This is a genomic window from Streptantibioticus ferralitis (assembly GCF_029223525.1).
GTDB classification, from domain to species: domain Bacteria; phylum Actinomycetota; class Actinomycetes; order Streptomycetales; family Streptomycetaceae; genus Streptantibioticus_A; species Streptantibioticus_A ferralitis.
In genome coordinates, this window is sequence record NZ_JARHTQ010000037.1 from 1 (window position 1) to 13,378 (window position 13,378).

The 13,378-nt window shown below is 68.9% G+C and carries 9 protein-coding genes; 4 read left to right on the top strand and 5 right to left on the bottom strand.

Features of this window, described 5'->3' with window-relative positions:
- Positions 1 to 329 precede the first annotated feature (329 nt).
- The 3 genes from P2L57_RS34260 (at position 330) to P2L57_RS34270 (ending at position 3,478) form a co-directional block, all read left to right on the top strand.
- Positions 330 to 1,187, top strand: a complete 858-nt coding sequence (locus P2L57_RS34260) for a helix-turn-helix domain-containing protein (protein ID WP_275821360.1) — start codon at positions 330 to 332, stop codon at positions 1,185 to 1,187.
- A gap of 191 nt (positions 1,188 to 1,378) precedes the next feature.
- A complete protein-coding gene (locus tag P2L57_RS34265; RefSeq protein WP_275821362.1) occupies positions 1,379 to 1,597 on the top strand; it encodes a DUF397 domain-containing protein in 219 nt (72 codons plus the stop codon).
- Between the two features lie 372 nt (positions 1,598 to 1,969).
- The gene (locus P2L57_RS34270; protein ID WP_275821364.1) at positions 1,970 to 3,478 is read left to right on the top strand and encodes a sodium:solute symporter family protein; all 1,509 of its coding nucleotides are present in this window, start codon (positions 1,970 to 1,972) and stop codon (positions 3,476 to 3,478) included.
- A 68-nt stretch (positions 3,479 to 3,546) separates the two neighbouring features.
- On the opposite strand, the gene P2L57_RS34275 is transcribed toward P2L57_RS34270, so the two are convergent.
- From P2L57_RS34275 to P2L57_RS34285, 3 genes are all read right to left on the bottom strand, one after another.
- Positions 3,547 to 4,641: an ADP-ribosylglycohydrolase family protein gene (locus P2L57_RS34275; protein WP_275821366.1), complete on the bottom strand. Its 1,095-nt coding sequence runs from the start codon at positions 4,639 to 4,641 to the stop codon at positions 3,547 to 3,549.
- 46 nt (positions 4,642 to 4,687) lie between these two features.
- Positions 4,688 to 7,282 carry a bifunctional FO biosynthesis protein CofGH gene (locus P2L57_RS34280; RefSeq protein ID WP_275821368.1) on the bottom strand — a complete coding sequence of 865 codons (2,595 nt, stop codon included), beginning with the start codon at positions 7,280 to 7,282 and terminating at the stop codon, positions 4,688 to 4,690.
- A gap of 179 nt (positions 7,283 to 7,461) precedes the next feature.
- A complete protein-coding gene (locus P2L57_RS34285) occupies positions 7,462 to 8,280 on the bottom strand; it encodes a TIGR03619 family F420-dependent LLM class oxidoreductase (protein WP_275821370.1) in 819 nt (272 codons plus the stop codon).
- 213 nt (positions 8,281 to 8,493) lie between these two features.
- Between P2L57_RS34285 and P2L57_RS34290 the strand changes: the two genes are divergently transcribed.
- A complete protein-coding gene (locus P2L57_RS34290; RefSeq protein ID WP_275821372.1) occupies positions 8,494 to 10,095 on the top strand; it encodes a pectate lyase family protein in 1,602 nt (533 codons plus the stop codon).
- A 156-nt stretch (positions 10,096 to 10,251) separates the two neighbouring features.
- On the opposite strand, the gene P2L57_RS34295 is transcribed toward P2L57_RS34290, so the two are convergent.
- Both P2L57_RS34295 and P2L57_RS34300 read right to left on the bottom strand, forming a co-directional pair.
- Entirely contained in the window at positions 10,252 to 11,985 is a 1,734-nt protein-coding gene (locus P2L57_RS34295) for an N-acyl-D-amino-acid deacylase family protein (RefSeq protein ID WP_275821374.1), read from the bottom strand.
- Positions 11,986 to 12,206: 221 nt separating this feature from the next.
- On the bottom strand, positions 12,207 to 13,334 hold the full coding sequence (locus P2L57_RS34300; RefSeq protein ID WP_275821376.1) for an LLM class flavin-dependent oxidoreductase: 1,128 nt from the start codon (positions 13,332 to 13,334) through the stop codon (positions 12,207 to 12,209).
- Positions 13,335 to 13,378: the final 44 nt, after the last annotated feature.

Genomic DNA, 13,378 nt, shown 5'->3' on the forward strand with positions numbered 1-13,378 from the left:
CCGCCCCGCCCCCCCCCACCCCCCGGGGGCGGCCCCCCCCCCCCCCCGGCACGACCGGGCGGGGGCACACCGGGCCCCCCCCCCCCCCCCCCCCCCCCCGGGGGGGGGCCGCCGGGCCGGGGGGGGGGGGGGCCCCGGGCCCCCCCCGGGCCCCCCCACCCCGCGCGTTTCGCTGGCATCCCACAGCTGATTGCCCCCGTTCTTCTGCGCAGCGTTGACCTCTGGTGGCAGGCTGCTGACCGGCAGTACACCGGTCGTACAAGAGCAGGTACCTCAACTCTTACAAGAGCAGCGGTACCAGAGCAGTTCACAGTCGGAGGTGCAGTTCCGTGGCGGCCAACGTCAATCCCACTGTCAGGCGACGCAGACTGGGTTCGGAGCTCCGCAAACTCCGCGAGATGAAGGGCATGACGGCCGAGGAGGTCGCCGCCCGCCTTCTGGTGTCGCAGTCGAAGATCAGCCGCCTGGAGAACGGCCGACGCAGCATCAGCCAGCGCGATGTCCGCGATCTGTGCGGTGTGTACGGCGTCGAGGACCACCGCATCGTCGACTCACTGATGCAGATGGCCAAGGAGTCCCGCCAGCAGGGCTGGTGGCACGCGTTCGGCGATGTCCCGTACAGCGTCTACATCGGCCTGGAGACCGACGCCGTCTCGCTGCGCGCCTATGACTCGCTGATCGTCCCGGGCCTGTTGCAGACCCCGGAGTACGCGCGGGCCGTCATCGAGGGCATGTGGCCGGAGGCCACCGTCGCGGAGGTGGAGAAACGTATCCAGGTGCGGCTTAAGCGGCAGGAACGAATCACCGACCAGATCAGCCCGGTGCGGTTCTGGGTGGTGCTCGACGAGGCCGCGCTGCGCCGGGTCACCGGCGACGAGCGCATCATGAGCGAGCAGTTGGAGCACCTGGTCCAGTGCAGCACCATGCCACATGTCACGTTGCAGATCCTGCCGTACAGCGTTGGCGCTCATCCGGGTATGTACGGCGAGTTCGCGATCCTGGAGTTCGAGGATGCCTCGGACGCCTCGGTGGTCTATCTGGAAGGCATGACCAGCGATCTGTACCTGGAGAAGCCGAACGATGTACAGGACTACTGCATGATGTACGAGCATCTGCGGGCACTGGCGCTGAACCCGGATCAGTCGCGGCAGTTCATGTCCCAACTCGCCCAGGAGTACGCCCCGTAGGCCCCTTGCGCACACTGGAGCCGCATTCGGCGCGGAGGCTACACCGTTGTCCCCGACGACGGAAGAGGCGGATGGTAGACGCCATCCGGTCGAGTGAACCGGAGCTCCGGAAAGTGATGTTGCCGAGTAGCGTCGTTCGCGTCGCCAAGGCGTCGACATCCCTCATCCAACTCGCTTATTCCGGAGCTGACATGAACAACGAGCACACCAAGCAGAACATCACCGCCGCGTGGAAGAAGTCGTCGTACTCCGGCGCGCACGGCGCGTGCGTGGAAGTCCGCACCCCCGGCGCGTACGCCATCGCGGTCCGCGACTCGAAGGACCCGCAGGGCCCTTCGCTGTCCTTCTCCTCGGAGTCCTGGGCCGCCTTCATCGCCGGCGTGGAGACCGGCGCGTTCGACCTCGGCTGAGACCCGGCCGAATAGGCGCGACAGCGCCGTATACAACAACCACCGCAGTTTCGGCAGTAACACCCAGAGTCCTCTCGACTGGTCGCCGTCCTGGCCGAGGGGGCTCGCTGCTGTTTTCGGGGACCTTGGCCCTGCGCCTGCGAAGCACCCGCTCATGGTGTGTTCGCGGGATGAGTCACAACAATGCCAAGGAGGGTCAAGAGGAAGTAAATTCGTTCTTGGATTTGACCGCCGTTCAGGCTTGTGAACACCAACCTCTTGACCCGAGCTCGGATCAAGGATTGAATCCCCGGCAAGTCCCGCTCTTGCGAAGCGCGTTCGTGTTCCGTGTGCACAACTGCCGTGTTCACAAGACGGACCCCTGGAGGGGGCATGAACGGTTTCGACTGGGCCGTCCTCGTCGCGTACTTCGGCGTGATGGTCGCGATCGGTGTGTGGTCGCACAGACGGGTGGGCGACGTCAGCGACTTCTTCACCGCGGGCGGGAAGATGCCGTGGTGGCTGTCCGGCATCTCGCACCATATGTCCGGCTACAGCGCCGTGATGTTCACCGGGTATGCCGGTATCTCCTACCAACTGGGCGTGACATCCTTCTTCACCTGGTCGTTTCCCATCGCCATCGGCGTCTTCATCGGCGCCAGGAGCTTCGCACCCCGACTGAACCGGGTCCGGTCCAGGCTGCATGTCGCCTCACCGCTGGAATTCCTCAAGGTCCGCTACAACATGCCGACCCAGCAGGCCCTGGCCTGGTCCGGGGTACTGCTGAAGATCGTCGACGTCGGCGCCAAGTGGGCCGCGATCGCGACCCTGTTGTCCATCTTCACCGGGGCCTCCATCGACCAGGGAATTCTCATCACCGGGATCGTGACCGCCGCCTACTGCACCGTGGGCGGACTGTGGGCCGACGCGCTCACCGAGTTGGGCCAGTTCGCCATCCAACTGCTCGCCGGTATCGCGATGTTCGTGGCGACACTCGGCAGGATCGGCGGCATCAGCGGCCTGTGGAACGTCTGGGACCTGCTGCCCGCCGGGCACACCCATCCGACGGCCGGCCCGTACACCCTGACCTTCCTGTTCGCGTATCTCTTCATCAAGACCTTTGAGTACAACGGCGGGATGTGGAACCAGGCGCAGCGCTACATGGCCACCACCAGCGCCCGGGACGCCACCCGCGCGGCGACACTGTCGGGTGCGCTGTGGCTGGTCTGGCCGTTCGTGCTGTTCTTCCCGATGTGGGTGGCACCGCTGCTGGTGCACGCCAAGAAGCCGGACGCGAGCGACTCCTACGCGCTGTTGGCGGAGAAGCTGCTGCCGCACGGACTGCTGGGCCTGGTCGTGGTCGGATTCTTCTCCCACACCATGGCGATGTGCTCCTCCGACGCCAACGCGATCTCGGCGGTCTGCACCCGTGACATCCTGCCGCCGCTGTCCTCGGCGGTACGCGCCTGGTCCGAGCGGGCCGGTCTGGTCGCCGCTCGGATCACCACGGTGTCGTTCCTGGCCCTGTCGATGGCGGTCGCCACACAGGTCAACTCGCCGACGTTCAAGGACATCATCACGGTCGTCGTCAAATGGGTGGCGGGTCTGGTGGGGCCGATCTCCATACCGCTGCTCATGGGTCTGCTGCGGTTCTGCCGCCGGTCGGGCCCGACGGCGGCGCTGGTCAGCTGGGCGCTGGGCCTGTTCGGCTTCTGGCTGACGAACTTCGGGCTGAGCGGAGTGTCGTTGCAGGTGCAGATCGCGACTCCGGTGGCGGTGTCGCTCGTGCTGTATGTGGCGATCGGTTTTGTGCGACCGGAGCGGACTGCTGACCGCGACGCGGTGGTCGAGTTGGTCAACGGGGGGCCGGTGAGTACACCGGTTCCGGCTCGTCTGGGGTAGGTGCCTGCCCACCCGCCCGTCACCGTCCTGACCGTCGTCCGCGGTAACGGTTGGGTGGGCAGGCTGAATCACCCCGAAACGGGGTACCGGCTGAGCCAGGCGCTCCCGCCGGCGAGCGCCGCACCCTGCGTCATCTCCATCGCGAAGTCGTCAGCGAGCTGCAGGATCGTGCCCCGCCCCTCCAACTCCACCACCCACGCGGGCGGCAGCGCCGTCTCCCCGTGCTGTACGCCGAGCAGGTTGCCGCAGATCGAACCGGTCGAGTCACTGTCGCCCGAGTGGTTCACGGCCAGCAGCAAGCCGTGTCGTACGTCCTCCGCGACCAGCGCGCAGTAGACGCCGATGGCCAGCGCCTCTTCCGCGGTCCAGCCCTCGCCGAGCGACTCCACCCGCTCGGCGGTCGGCAACCCCTGGCGGACCGCCCCGAGCGCACGCTGCAACGCTTCGGTGGTCTCCTCGTGGCCGGGTTGGGCGGCCAGCTGCGCCAGGGCCCGCTGGACGGCGTCGTCCAACGGGCTCCCGTGCGCCAGGGCATGCACGATGACCGCGAACGCCCCAGCCGCCAGGTACCCCGTCGGATGTCCGTGCGTCTGGGCGGCGCACTCCACCGCCAACTGGAAGACCAGCCCGGGCTCCCACCCCACCAGCAGGCCGAACGGTGCGGAGCGCATCACCGTGCCGCAACCCTTCGAGCCCGGGTTCTTCGGCTCGGCGAGAGTGCCCATCCGGGTGTCACCCAGTCCGCTCAGACAGGCGCGGCCGGGAGCGCGCTGGGAGTAGAGCCACTCCTCGCGGGCCAGCCAGCCCGCGCCGGTGTCGCGCTCGTCGGGACCCCAGTCGGCCTGGGTGGCGGCCCAGCGCAGATACGCGAGGTGCACGTCCGTTGGCGGATGCCAGGTACCGGCGTCGCGGCGGACATGGGCGCGGATCAGCCCCTCCACCGTGAACAGGCTCATCTGGGTGTCATCGGTGATCGCACCGCGCCGCCCGAAGGCCGGTACATAGTCGGTGACGCCCGCGTCGCCGTGCTGGCTGCGGATCTTCTCCAGCGAGTCGAACTCGATACCCGCGCCGAGCGCATCGCCGATCGCCCCGCCGAGCAGACAGCCTCTCACCCTGCTGCGGAAGTCCTGTTGCTCTGCTCGCCCCCATATTTCGGCCACGCCTCTACTCCCCTTCGGTCGGCCGCGTCACTGTCGTCAACTCTCCTCAGCTGTCCAGGACCGGCAGCAGCTCGGGGAGATGGCCGTCCGAGGCCAACCCGGCTGCCCGGCGTTCTTCCGGCACCGCCCCGTACAGGGTGTCCCGCTGCCGGGCCGGTCGGCCCGCCGCCTCGGCGATGGCGACCAGATCGCGGATGGAGCGGTACGACCCGTAGCTGGAGCCCGCCATCCGGGAGATGGTCTCCTCCATCAGCGTTCCGCCCAGGTCGTTGGCGCCCGAGCGGAGCATTTCGGCCGCCCCTTCGGTACCCAGCTTCACCCAGCTCGTCTGGATGTTGCGGATGTGCGGGTGGAGCAGGAGACGGGCCATGGCGATGACCGCGCGGTTGTCGCGGCGGGTCGGTCCGGGGCGGGCGATCCCGGCCAGATACACCGGCGCGTTGGTGTGGATGAACGGGAGGGTGACGAACTCCGTGAATCCGCCGGTTTCCTGCTGGATTCGGGCGAGCAGCCGCAGATGGCCCAACCAGTGCCGGGGCTGGTCCACATGCCCGTACATCATGGTCGAGGAGGAGCGGATGCCCAGTTGGTGAGCGGTCTTGATGACCTCGATCCAGGTGGCCGTGGGCAGCTTGCCCTTGGTGAGTACCCAGCGCACCTCGTCGTCGAGGATCTCGGCGGCCGTGCCGGGGATGGTGTCGAGCCCTGATTCCCTGGCCTGTTGGAGCCAGTCGCGGATGGACAGTCCGGTGCGGGTGGCGCCGTTGACCACCTCCATCGGCGAGAAGGCGTGCACATGCATGCCCGGTACCCGCGCCTTGACCGCCCGAGCGATGTCGAAGTACGCGGTGCCGGGCAGGTCCGGGTGGATACCGCCCTGCATGCAGACCTCGGTGGCGCCCACCTCCCACGCCTGCTGGGCGCGGTCGGCCACCTGGTCGAGCGAGAGGGTGTACGCGTCGGCGTCGGTACGGCGCTGGGCGAAGGCGCAGAAGCGGCAGCCGGTGTAGCAGACGTTGGTGAAGTTGATGTTCCGGGTGACGATGTAGGTGACCTCGTCGCCGACCGCGTCGCGCCGTACGTCGTCCGCGATCCGGCACAGCGCGTCCAGCGCCGGGCCGTCGGCGTGCAGCAGGGCGAGCGCCTCGGCGTCGTTGAGCTTGGTCGGATCGTCGGCCGCGGTCGCCAGGGCGGCCCGTACGTCGGCCTCGATACGGTCCGGGACCGCGCCGGGCGCGGCCTGCTCGCGCAGCGACTCCCAGTCTCCGTACACCTCGTCGAAGTCGTTCCTGCGGTCGCTGGTGCGGCCCTCGGTGTCGATGGTGGAGTGCAGATCGGTGCGGCCCGTGGCGCTGAAGACCTCTTCCGGTTCCTGCCAGGGCAGGCCCGTCGGCTTGCGGTCCTCAAGCGCCAGTCCGCTGTCCGGATCGGCCAGCGCCCGTACGTGCGGGAGGACCCGCGGGTCGAGCCAGGGCTCGCCGCGCTGGACGAACTCCGGGTAGATGGTGAGGCGTTCGCGCATCGTGAAGCCGGACCGCGCGGTGATGGTGCGCAGTTCGTCGATGTGCGGCCAGGGGTGCTCGGGGCTGACGTGGTCGGGGGTCAGCGGGGAGACACCGCCCCAGTCGTCGATGCCCGCGGCGATCACGCGCGCGTACTCGCCGGCGATCAGATTGGGCGGCGCCTGGATACGTGCGGCGGGGCCCAGGATCAGCCGGGCCACGGCGATGGTGGCGACCAGGTCGTCCAACTCCGCGTCCGGCATTCCCCGCATCGGGGTGTCCGGCTTGGCGCGGAAGTTCTGGACGATGACCTCCTGGATGCCGTGGTACTGCCGGGCCACCGTGCGGATCGCGAACAGCGACTCGGCGCGCTCGGTGTGCGTCTCACCGATGCCGAGCAGAATGCCGGTGGTGAACGGCACGTTGGAGCGGCCGACGTCCTGCAGTACCCGCAGCCGAACGGCGGGATCCTTGTCCGGGGAGCCGTAGTGCGGACCGCCCGGCTCGGACCACAGCCGGGTCGCGGTGGTCTCCAGCATCATGCCCATCGAGGCCGCGACCGGCTTGAGGCGCTGCACATCCGTCCAGGACATCGCCCCGGGGTTGAGGTGCGGCAGCAGACCGGTCTCCTCCAGCACCCGGATCGCCATCGCCCGTACATACGCCACGGTGTCGTCGTAGCCATGGGCGTCCAGCCACTCACGGGCCTCGGGCCAGCGGTCCTCGGGGCGGTCGCCCAGCGTGAACAGGGCTTCCTTGCAGCCGAGTTGGGCACCCTGCCGGGCGATGGCCAGCACCTCGTCCGGGGACAGGAACATCCCCTGGCTCTCGCGCCGCAGTTTGCCGGGCACGGTGACGAAGGTGCAGTAGTGGCAGCGGTCCCGGCACAGCCGGGTGAGCGGAATGAAGACGTTGCGCGCGTAGGTGATCACACCGGGCCGCCCTGCGGCCTCCAGGCCGGCGTCCCGCACCCGGGCGGCGATCGCGGCGAGGTCGTCCAGATCCGCACCGCGCGCCTGCAGCAGAACGGCCGCCTCCGCGACGTCCAATGCCACGCCGCTGCGTGCGCGGCTGAGCGCACGGCGCATGGCGTTGGCGGTCGGTGTCGGCTGCTCCGGGCACGGCGGGCTGGTGTCCATCCACCGAGCATACGAGCGAGCGCCGACAGTGGCAGCGACGCCTGCCTGCGCGCTTTGTCACAGCGGGACGCAGGAATACCGGGACACGCTCGGCGAAATCGCTCCTGGCCGGGGCGGCACGCCTGCCGCCCCGGCCAGGAAGACGTCGACCGGTGCGGACGCCCTTGCGCGGTAGGGCGCTACAGGTACTGCGCGTGGTCGTCCAGAGCGCGCAGCACCTCGTCGGCGCCCGCGGACGGCAGCATGACGACGATCTCCTCGATGCCCTGGTCGCGCAGGTACGCCAGTTTGCCGGCGCTTGGTTGGACCCCGTACGGCACGACCTGCGGATTCCCCTCCCGGCCCGCCTCCGCCCAAGCCGCCCGCAGCGCCGTGATGTCCTCCGCCATGCCGTGCGTGCCCACGGGCAGCCAGCCATCGGCGAATCTGGCGATGTCCGCGAACAGCTTCGGCCCGGCCGCGCCGCCCAGCAGGATGCGCAGCGCCTGCGGCTTCGGGTGCGCCTCACTTGCCTCGACGTGGGTGAACTCGCCGTCGTACGCGGTGGGTTCCGGTGCCCACAGGGCCTGCATGGCCGCCAGCCGATCCCGAACGAGGTCTCGGCGGCGCGGCCAGTCCACACCGTGGGCGGCGGCCTCCTCCGCGTTCCAGCCGAGCCCCACGCCGAAGGTGAACCGGCCGCCGGACAGGTGGTCGAGGGTCGCGATCTGCTTGGCGAGCACGATCGGGTCGTGCTGGGCCACCAGGGTGATCCCAGTACCGAGGGTGAGGTGTTCGGTGACCGCGGCGGCGGCGCCGAGGGTGGTGAAGGGGTCGAGGGCGCGGCCGTACTCGCGCGGCAGCGGTCCGCCCGCCGGGTAGGGGCTCTTGCGGGAGATCGGGATGTGGGTGTGTTCGGGCAGATAGAGCCCGGAGAACTGCCGCTGCTCAAGCTCCTGGGCGAGTTGGACCGGACCGATGGACTCGTCGGTCAGGAAGGTCATGGTCGAGATACGCACTGTCGACACCTCCGCATTCGGACGGCTTTTGCCCGATCTTGCCTATTCCCGCACACGATCGCGGTGAATCTCGGGATCGCGACTGTCGCCATGGCCTTCGCCGCACCGCGGCGACGGCACCCAGCCCTCCTCAGCAGTACGGGAGTTGAAGCTTCCGTAAAGAGCAGTTAGGAACCTTTACTATCACGGCGTGGACCGGCAAGCTGCCGCTCCATGACGGAACCCCACAGGAGCGACCCACGCCGCAGGCGGTACGCCGTGCTCGGCGCCGCCGCCGCACTCGCGGTGGCGGGCGGGCTCACCACCACGTACTGGCAGGCCGCCGCGTCCCCCCACACCAGCGCCGCCGCCAATCCGAAGGCGACCGCCGACTGGGTCACCTTCCGCGGCGGCAAGCTCTCGTACCGCACCGACGCGCAGGGCAACCGCGTCCCCGACTTCTCCTCCGTCGGCTACCACGGCGGCGACCGGACCATCCCCAACCGCCCGGTCGCCGCCACCCTCGCCCCCACGCCCTCCGGAGACGACACCGCGCGCATCCAGGCCGCGATCGAGCGGGCGGGCGACACATCAGGAGGCGGCGCGGTCCTGCTCAAGCCGGGCACCTACCGGATCGGCGGGACAGTCAGGGTCGACCGGTCCGGTGTCGTACTGCGCGGCTCCGGAGCGGGCCCCCAGGGCACGGTGCTCACCGGCACCGGCAAGCCGCACACGCTGGTGACAGTCGGCGGTTCCGGGCAGATCACCCAGAACGGCAGCGCCTACCCGGTGGCCGACGGCTATGTGCCGGTGGGTGCCGGCACCGTCCATGTCTCCGGCGCCGCCTCCCACTTCAGCGCCGGTGACCGGATCGTCGTGCAACGGCCCATCGAGCAGAACTGGATCCATGCCATCGGGATGGACCACATCCCGCCGCGCCCCGGCGGACAGCCCAGCACCCAGTGGAAGCCCAGCAGCGGCCATGAGTTCGAACGCACCGTGGCGGGCGTGCGCGGTGACACCATCACCCTCGATGTGCCGCTCCCGCAGGCGTTGGAGAAGCAGTACACCCACGCGTCCGTATGGAAGTACACCTTCGACGGCCGGATCAGTGAGGCGGGCGTCGAGAACCTCTCGGGCAACGGCAAGTCGTTCGAGTCCGACCCGTCCTGGCACGGCGGCGGGTACTTCAGCTCGGCGCTGGTCAGCCTGGACGCCGCCGAGAACTCCTGGGTTCGCGCGGTGACCGCGAACCGGTTCGGCTCGGCCTTCTCCTTCGGCACCGGCGCGCTGCACGACACCATGCTGGACACCCGGTCGCTGGACGCCTCCGTGCCCCAGGACATCCACGCCCAGCCGGTCGCGTACACGGTGAGCGGGCAGCAGACGCTGATCGAGAACTGCGCGGTGACCGGCAGCAACCAGCACGCTTGGGCGACCCAGGCCCGTATCCCCGGCCCCAACGTGATCACCAACTGCACGGCCGCCAACACCGGTTCGCGGCTGCTGGACGCGGGCCCGCACCAGCGGTGGGCGACCGGGACGCTCTACGACAGGATCACGATGGACTCCACGGGCACCCTCGCGCTGCACGACCGCCAGTGGATGGGCAGCGGCCAGGGCTGGGCGGGCGCCAACGACGTGGCATGGAACTGCTCGGTGGGCAAGTACGAGGTGGAGAACCCGCCGACCGCCCACAACTGGGCGATCGGCTGCACCGGCACCCAGGCGCCGCCCGCCGGCGGCCACCGCCCCGGCGAGTTCCAGTCCTCCGGCACGCATGTGCTCCCGGAGAGCCTCTACCAGGAGCAGTTGAGGGAACGGCACGGCGGCTGAGCGCCTGCCCGGCGGGTGTTCGGCATTGGGTTGCGACCGGTTTGGCACGGCCGGTCCGCACCGTCGTGGTTGCCCGCCGCGGCGGTGGAGCGCTTCCTACCGCCGCGGCCCGGCGGTACGAACCGGCCGCAACCCGACAATGACCCCGCCGAACGGTTACGACCGCGTCGACACCGTCTCCGTATCGCGCCCCGAGCGCAGCACCGTTCCTGGGACCGCGCCCGTCACGACGTCATCGTGGATGGTCTGTACGCCGTTCACCCGCACGCTCACCACACCCAGCGCCTTGGAGTCCAGCCGCGGGCTGTCGCCCGGCAGATCGTGGACCAGTGTCGCGGGACCCGCCTCGATCCGTTCCGGATCGAAGAGCACCAGGTCGGCGAAGTACCCCTCGGCGATCCTGCCGCGCTGGCGCAGCCCGTACAGCCTGGCGGGATCGCCGGTGAGCATGCGTACCGCCCGCTCCAGCCCGACCAGCTTGCGCCCGCGCAGGCAGTCGCCGAGGAACCGCGTCGTGTAGGGCGCACCGCACATCCGGTCCAGATGCGCGCCCGCGTCCGAGCCGCCCAGCATGACGTCCTCGTGTTCCCAGGTCCGCCGCCGCAGTTCCCAACTCGCCGGATCGTTGTCCGTGGGCATGGGCCACAGCACGGTGCGCAGCCGATCGTTGGCGCAGATGTCGACCAGCGTCGGGAAGGGTTCCTGCCCGCGTTCTGCGGCGATATCGGAAACCCGCCGCCCGGTCAGTCCCGCGTTCTCCTCCGAGTATGTATCGCCGATCACATAGCGTCCGAAGTCCGCCAGTCGCCGGAAGACGCCCGCTTCCGGGCTGTTCGCGCGGCGCAGCATCTCCGCCCGTACGGCGGGGTCCTTCAGGCGAGCGATCCGGGCGTCGACGGGAAGGGCCAGGATCTCTCCCCAGCCCGGGATCAGATTCAGTGCGCAGAACGTGCCGAGCGACATGTTCATGGGGGTGAGGATCGGCATGGTCAGTGCGACGACCCGGCCACCCGCCTTACGGGCCGCCTCCGAAGCGAGAAGTTGCCGCGGTACGCGTTCCGGAACGGCAGCGTCGATGGTCAGCACGTTCCAGTTCAGCGGCCGACCGGCAGCGGCGCTCATGGCGGCCAGCAACTCGATTTCCTCGTCGGCGAACTGGTCCAGGCATCCGGCGACTATCGCCTCGATCTGTGTGCCCTCGTGTTCCCCGACCGCGCGCGAGAGCGCCAGCAGTTCCTCGGGGCGGGCGTGCCGGGAGGCCACCGGTTTACCGTCGCCGTCGGTGTGGGTGGACGACTGCGTCGTCGAAAGGCCCCATGCGCCCGCGTCCATGGATTCATGGAAGAGCCAGAGCATCTCCTCCATCTGGCGCGCGGTGGGCTGGCCGCCAATGGCATCGGCGCCCATGACATGCCGCCGTAGCGCGCAGTGCCCCACCATGAAACCCGCGTTGACGGCGATCCGGCCGTCGAGCCCGCCGAGGAATTCGGCGAACGACGCCCAACGCCAATCCACCCCGTCCTCAAGGGCCTTGAGCGACATGCCCTCGACCTTGCTCATCATGCGGCGTGTGTAGTCGCCATCCTGCGGCCTGAGCGGCGCCAGGGTGAATCCGCAGTTGCCGCCCACGACGGTCGTCACACCGTGGTTCATGGACGGAGTCGCGAAGGGATCCCAGAACAACTGGGCGTCGTAGTGCGTGTGCAGATCCACGAATCCGGGCGTGAGCACCAGTCCGTTCGCGTCCTGCCTGCTGCGGGTGCTCTCGGTGGTGCCACCCGGCTCGGCGATCGAGGCGATTCTTCCGTCCCGTATGCCGACATCGGCGATGTACGAGGGCGCGCCCGTGCCGTCCACCACGGTGGCGCCCTCGATCAGGTGGTCAAGCATGGTCGAATCACCTCTCCGGAAGGTGGTGACGAGGGCGGTGTACCGGTTGTGCGACCTGCGGGGTCGGCCCGGGCCGGAGCCATACGGCGGGCCGCCGCCGCACGGCTCCGGACCGGGTCGGGAAGCGACGGCCCGGGAAGCCGTCGCCGCACAGGAGGCGACCACTCGGTCGCCCGCCGGGGGGCCGGCGGGTGCGGGGCCGCTGCCCGCGGTGAGCCCGGCTATCTGCCCGCCGCTTCCCGGAAGCGGCTGGTCCGGTGCACCGGATCCGTGTCGATCTCCGGGATGACGTGCTCTCCGATCAGTTTGATCGTGGTCAGCGTGTCCTCGTACGGCACGCCCACCGGCAGCCCGAACGACAACTGGTCGGCGCCCGCCGCCTCCCACCGCTTGCACTGTGCCAGTACCTCGTCCGGGTCACCGCAGATCATCAGCTCCTCGGCGATCAGCAGATCGATGATCTCCGGGGTGTAGTCCGGCAGGAGTTCCGGCCACTGCGGAATGCCCTCGGGCCTGGGGAAGGTGTCGTGATAGCGGAACAACAGCGACTGCAGGTAGTTGAGATTGCTGCTGACCGCGATCTCCCGGGCCTTCTTCGAGGTTTCGGCGCAAATCGCCGTCGACGTCACCATCACGTTGTCGTTGACGAAGTCGGCGATCGGCTCGGCTTCACGGACGGCGGTCTTGTACGAGTCGACCACCCACTCCATGTCGGAGACCTTCTGCACGCTGAACCCCAGAACGCCAAGCCCCTTCCTGGCGGCCATGGCATACGAGGACGGCGACCCCGCCGCGTACCACATCGCGGGGTGCGAGGCTCCGTACGGCTTCGGCAGGATCTTGCGCGCGGGCAGTGACCAGTGCTTTCCCTCGAACCCCTGATATGTGTCCTGCAGCCACATCTTGGGGAACTCGGCGATGGTCTCCTCCCAGATCTCCTTGGTGTGGTTCATATCGGTGATCCCGGGGAGGAAACCGAGGATCTCGTGGCTGCCAGCGCCGCGCCCGGTACCGAACTCGAAGCGTCCGCCGGACAGATGGTCGAGCATGGCGACCCGCTCGGCGACCTTCGCCGGATGGTTGACCTGCGGCAGTGGATTGAAAATGCCGGAGCCGAGGTGGATGCGTTCTGTGGCATGGGCCAGATAGCCGAGGAAGACATCGTTGGCCGAGAGGTGGGAGTACTCCTCCAGGAAGTGGTGCTCACTTGCCCAGGCGTACTTGAAGCCCGACTTGTCGGCCTGGATGACGTACTCGGTCTCCTCCAGCAGCGCACGGTGCTCCGCCTCGGGGTCGGCCTTCACCCGGCTCGCGGGCACATATCCCTGTACGAAGATCCCGAATTCCAAGATCACTCCTCGGGCCGCAACTGCGGTTTCTGACGTACCGTCAG

What these genes read in the sequence shown, in the direction of transcription:
- P2L57_RS34295 (WP_275821374.1), bottom strand. Translation starts at nt 11,985, where the DNA reads ATGCTTGACCACCTGATCGAGGGCGCCACCGTGGTGGACGGCACGGGC.
- P2L57_RS34265 (WP_275821362.1), top strand. Translation starts at nt 1,379, where the DNA reads ATGAACAACGAGCACACCAAGCAGAACATCACCGCCGCGTGGAAGAAG.
- P2L57_RS34290 (WP_275821372.1), top strand. Translation starts at nt 8,494, where the DNA reads ATGACGGAACCCCACAGGAGCGACCCACGCCGCAGGCGGTACGCCGTG.
- P2L57_RS34280 (WP_275821368.1), bottom strand. Translation starts at nt 7,282, where the DNA reads ATGGACACCAGCCCGCCGTGCCCGGAGCAGCCGACACCGACCGCCAAC.
- P2L57_RS34270 (WP_275821364.1), top strand. Translation starts at nt 1,970, where the DNA reads ATGAACGGTTTCGACTGGGCCGTCCTCGTCGCGTACTTCGGCGTGATG.